The organism is Kitasatospora sp. NPDC002965 (assembly GCF_040611255.1).
In the GTDB taxonomy this organism is placed as follows: domain Bacteria; phylum Actinomycetota; class Actinomycetes; order Streptomycetales; family Streptomycetaceae; genus Kitasatospora.
On sequence record NZ_JBEXNT010000267.1, the window covers coordinates 1 to 4,222 of the forward strand.

Annotated in this window: 4 protein-coding genes and 4 tRNA genes; 5 read left to right on the forward strand and 3 right to left on the reverse strand. The window is 73.4% G+C overall.

Annotated features, from left to right (window positions below):
* Positions 1-379: aminotransferase class IV (locus ABZY91_RS41505; protein WP_355409379.1), on the reverse strand; the 379-nt coding region annotated here is incomplete at its 3' end.
* An 81-nt stretch (positions 380-460) separates the two neighbouring features.
* The gene (locus ABZY91_RS41510) at positions 461-1,516 is read right to left on the reverse strand and encodes a chorismate-binding protein (protein ID WP_355409381.1); all 1,056 of its coding nucleotides are present in this window, start codon (positions 1,514-1,516) and stop codon (positions 461-463) included.
* 298 nt (positions 1,517-1,814) lie between these two features.
* Between ABZY91_RS41510 and ABZY91_RS41515 the strand changes: the two genes are divergently transcribed.
* The 4 genes from ABZY91_RS41515 (at position 1,815) to ABZY91_RS41530 (ending at position 2,219) form a co-directional block, all read left to right on the forward strand.
* Positions 1,815-1,887 (forward strand) — tRNA-Gly (locus ABZY91_RS41515).
* A gap of 40 nt (positions 1,888-1,927) precedes the next feature.
* Positions 1,928-2,001: transfer RNA gene (locus ABZY91_RS41520), tRNA-Cys, on the forward strand.
* Between the two features lie 33 nt (positions 2,002-2,034).
* A tRNA-Val gene (locus ABZY91_RS41525) sits at positions 2,035-2,106 on the forward strand.
* Between the two features lie 41 nt (positions 2,107-2,147).
* Positions 2,148-2,219 (forward strand) — tRNA-Val (locus ABZY91_RS41530).
* A 341-nt stretch (positions 2,220-2,560) separates the two neighbouring features.
* Here the strand turns inward: ABZY91_RS41530 and ABZY91_RS41535 are convergent.
* Complete coding sequence (locus ABZY91_RS41535; protein WP_329882283.1) at positions 2,561-2,761, reverse strand: hypothetical protein; 201 nt, start codon at positions 2,759-2,761, stop codon at positions 2,561-2,563.
* Positions 2,762-3,178: 417 nt separating this feature from the next.
* Between ABZY91_RS41535 and ABZY91_RS41540 the strand changes: the two genes are divergently transcribed.
* The coding region (locus tag ABZY91_RS41540; RefSeq protein ID WP_355409383.1) for a serine/threonine-protein kinase at positions 3,179-4,222 on the forward strand (1,044 nt) is incomplete at its 3' end.

The following is a 4,222-nucleotide window of genomic DNA, read 5'->3' on the forward strand; positions in this document are numbered from 1 at the left end:
GGGGTGGGGGGGGGCGGCGGGCCGGGGGCCCGCGCGACCCTACCGGGGTGGGGCCCCGGCCCCGGCGCGGGCGGCCGGGCGGGCCCCCGCCGCCGGTGTAGGTGACGCGCAGCCGGCCGAGCGGCACGGGGTTGGCGTCGAGGACCTGGGCGCAGGCCTCGCGGACCCGGTCGTGGTCGGGATCGGGCAGGCCGAGGCCGCGGGCCGAGCGGGTGAGCCGGTCGAGGTGGCGGGTGAGCGCGAAGGCCCGGCCGTCGACGGACTTCAGGGTCTCGAAGACTCCGTCGCCGGTGGTGAGTCCGTGGTCGAGGACGGACAGGGCGGGGTCGGCGGAGTCGACGAGGGACCCGTTGACCCAGCTGGTGGTGGGGTGCTGCATCGAGGGCTGCTCCTCGTGGGTGGGGCGTGGGCGGGTCGGTTCCGGCCGGGGTCCGGAGACCGCGCCGGGGCGTTCCCGCTCTCAGTCGGTGGGGGTGTCGGTGCCCGACGCTATCGCGACCAGGCGGGCGGCCTTCAGTTCGGTTTCCGCCCACTCGCGGTCGGGGTCGGATCCCCAGGTGATGCCGGCACCGGTGCCGAAGCGGAGCTCGGGGGCGGCCGGGTCGGTCCGGTCGATCCAGAAGGTGCGGATGCCGACGGCGAGTTCGCCCTCGCCGCGGTCGGCGTCGACCCAGCCGACGGCCCCGCAGTAGGGGCCGCGCGGGGCGGTCTCCAGCGCCTCGATGATGCGCAGGGCGCTGGACTTGGGGGCCCCGGTCACCGAGCCGGGCGGGAAGGTCGCGGAGAGCAGTTCGGGCCAGCCGGCGTCCTCGCGCAGGGTCCCTTCGACGGTGGAGACCAGGTGGACCAGGCCGGGGTGCTTCTCGACGGCGCAGAGGTCCGGGACGCTGACGCTGCCGGTGGCGCAGACCCGTCCGAGGTCGTTGCGGACCAGGTCGACGATCATCACGTTCTCGGCGTGGTCCTTGTCGAGGAGGTCGTCCTCGGTGCGGCCGGTGCCCTTGATCGGGCCGGAGGAGACGGTGCGGCCGGTACGGCGCAGGTACAGCTCGGGCGAGGCGGTGGCGATCTCCACGCCGTGGCCGGGCAGCCGGACGGTGCCGGCGTAGGGCGCGGGGTTGCCGTGCGCGAGCAGGCCGGTGAGGGCGTCGACGTCGGTGCGGTCCGGGTCCGGCAGCGGCGCGGACAGCACGCGGCAGAGGTTCGCCTGGTAGACCTCGCCGGCCGCGATGTGCTCCCGGATCCGGCGGACGCCCGCGGTGTAGGAGGCGTGGTCGAGCGAGCTGCGCCAGCGGTCGGCGGCCGGTCCCCGCCAGCCCGCGCCGGACGGGGGCGCGGGGGCCGGGCGGACGTCGTCGAAGCGGGCACAGGTGAGCCGGCCCTCGAAGTCGTGGACGACGGCCCAGTAGCCGGCGGAGTCGAGGGCCGCCGGATCCGAGGTGACGTCGCGCAGCCCGGTCGCGAGGCGGCCGCCGAAGCGGGCGAGGGGGATGTGGGGGGCGGGGTGGCCGGACACGGGTCTCCTGCACGGGCTTGCTCGGTTGCGGTGCCTGAAGTGTAGGTCGGGGGGCGTGAGCAGAGTCGGGCATCGCGCGGGCGTGCGCCGGATGACCTGCGGGTGTCACGCAGGGTGCCGTTCGCCTCCCGACGGGGCCGTCCCGCGAGGTCGGCGCGGACCCGGCCCGCGGCCGCCCGGCGGGCACCCCGGCGGCACGCTGCGGGAACGGATTTTTAGCTGGCCCGGGAATCCGCTAGAGTTCAACACGTCGCCAGGGAGCGCAGCCGAGAAAAACGGTGAAGGTCCCGGGAGACAGGCGGACGTGGCTCAGTTGGTAGAGCATCACCTTGCCAAGGTGAGGGTCGCGAGTTCGAATCTCGTCGTCCGCTCGATGGAGAACAGTGTAAGATCGTTCTTCGAGTGTTGCCTGGTGGAGTGGCCGAGAGGCGAGGCAACGGCCTGCAAAGCCGTCTACACGGGTTCAAATCCCGTCTCCACCTCCAAGAGGACTCCCGGTTCCACCGGGTGACCTCCCCGCGCGATTAGCTCAGCGGGAGAGCACTACCTTGACACGGTAGGGGTCACTGGTTCAATCCCAGTATCGCGCACGTCGGACCCTTCGGGGTCTGCTGCAGGACCGCCGCACCAGGCGCGATTAGCTCAGCGGGAGAGCACTACCTTGACACGGTAGGGGTCACTGGTTCAATCCCAGTATCGCGCACAGTAACGGCCGGGGCCGCGACTCTGAAGAGTCGCGGCCCCGGCCTTTTGCATGCTCCGGACCGCCCGAACCACGTGCCCGGCTGCGGGTCCCGTGCGGACGCGGGGGAAGCGTCGGGGGGTCGGCCGACAGCCTCGAAAGACAGAAGAGCCGCGTACGGTCGCCCTCACCGACGACCGTACGCGGCATCTCCTCCTGCCGGGGTGCTCTGCGCACCGCTCTCGCCCGTCCGCGTGTCAACGCGGTCGCGGCCTCCCCGGCGGCACCGGCTCCCCGTCCCCAGGGGATTCAGTGCCCGTTCTGTGGGCCGGCCCGGAGGCCGACCGGTCCCGGCCGGTGGGTCAGTGGCCGATCAGATCGGCGACCGCCTGAGCCTGGGTCGCCATCTGCTCCCAGCCCCCGAACAGGCTGACCAGCAGCACCGCGCAGGGCAGTGCCATGGCCACCGCCACGGCCGGGTGCCTGGTGGGCTCCGCGGCCTGGGGCTGAGTGAAGGCCGGCCGACGGCGGCGGGAGGTCGTTCCCGTGAGCTGCGCTGCCATGCCCTGACTCCTGATTCGTGAGCAGTTCTGTGTGAAGGTGGACGCGGTGGACGGCTTACCTCGGGGGACGAGCTCCCCGTCCACCGCTGAGGACAACGCTATGGCCCGAGGGGTTCGGTGGGCGTCATGCCGTCGTACTGTTCTCCGGGCCTCCCGGAGGATGACGCTCGGACCTGGGGACTACTACCGCAGGGGGAGACGTCCTCCGCCGCACCCCCGGGGGAACCCTGAGGGGCGACCCCGAGAAACGTTTCAGCAGTCGCCGTCCCGAGGTCAGTCCAAGATCGGACTATCGGACGGTGGCTTGAGGTGTTGCGTATCAGCACACCGCAGCAGGCAGTCCGTAAGCTGTGCCAGACAGGAACTGACGACGCCCCAACCGACGGGGCCTCACCCACGGTCTGACGGGGAACGAAGATGGCGATGATGCGGCTGAGGCGTGAGGACCCCCGCATCGTCGGGCCGTACCGTCTGCACCGGCGGCTGGGAGCCGGTGGGATGGGGGTGGTCTATCTCGGCTCGGACCGCCGGGGGCAGCGCGTCGCACTCAAGCTGATCCGGGCCGAACTGGCCGAGGACATCGAGTTCCGCACCCGCTTCGCCCGCGAGATCGCCGCCGCCTCCAAGATCCGGGGCGCCTGCACCGCCCGCGTGATGGGCTCCGACATCGAGGCCGACCGCCCCTGGCTGGCCACCGCGTACGTCCCCGGGCCGTCGCTGTACAAGCGGGTCGGCGACGACGGACCGCTGAGCTGGCCCGAAGCGGCCCGGATCGGAGCCGCGCTCGCCGACGGGCTGGTCAAGGTGCACGAGGCCGGGGTCGTCCACCGGGACCTCAAGCCGTCCAACATCCTGCTCTCGCCACGCGGCCCGCGCATCATCGACTTCGGTATCGCCTGGTCCCGCGGGGCCAGCACCCTGACCCACGTCGGCACGGCGGTCGGCTCCCCGGGCTTCCTCGCGCCCGAGCAGGTCCGGGGGGCCGCCGTCACGCCCGCGACCGACGTCTTCGCCTTCGGGGCCACCCTGGCGTACGCGCTCACCGGCGACACCCCGTTCGGTTCGGGCGCCTCCTCGGAGGTCATGCTCTACCGGGTCGTCCACGAGGAACCCGACCTCACCGCGGTACCGCCCCAGCTGGCACCGCTGATCCGGGCCTGCCTGGCCAAGGAGCCCGCCGAACGGCCCGGCGCCGCCGCCCTGCACGAGCGGCTGAGCGAGCTCGCCGCGCGCGGCACCGCGGCGGGCGGAGCCTCCGGCGGGACGTTCGGACGGAACCGCGGCTCCTCCGACGGCAGTACGGCACGCGACGCCGCGGCGGAGCGGAACGGGGCTGCCCCGGGTGGCGCCGCCGCAGCCGCCCCCGGGGCGACCCGGCCGCTCACCGCGCGCGGCACCGAGGGGCGGCCCGGAGCCGCCGTCCGGCCGGCCGGCAGCGTCCCGCCCGGACCACCGGCCGCC

Excerpts from the sequence above, each read along its gene's own strand:
- ABZY91_RS41535 (WP_329882283.1), bottom strand. The coding sequence starts at position 2,761 with ATGGCAGCGCAGCTCACGGGAACGACCTCCCGCCGCCGTCGGCCGGCC.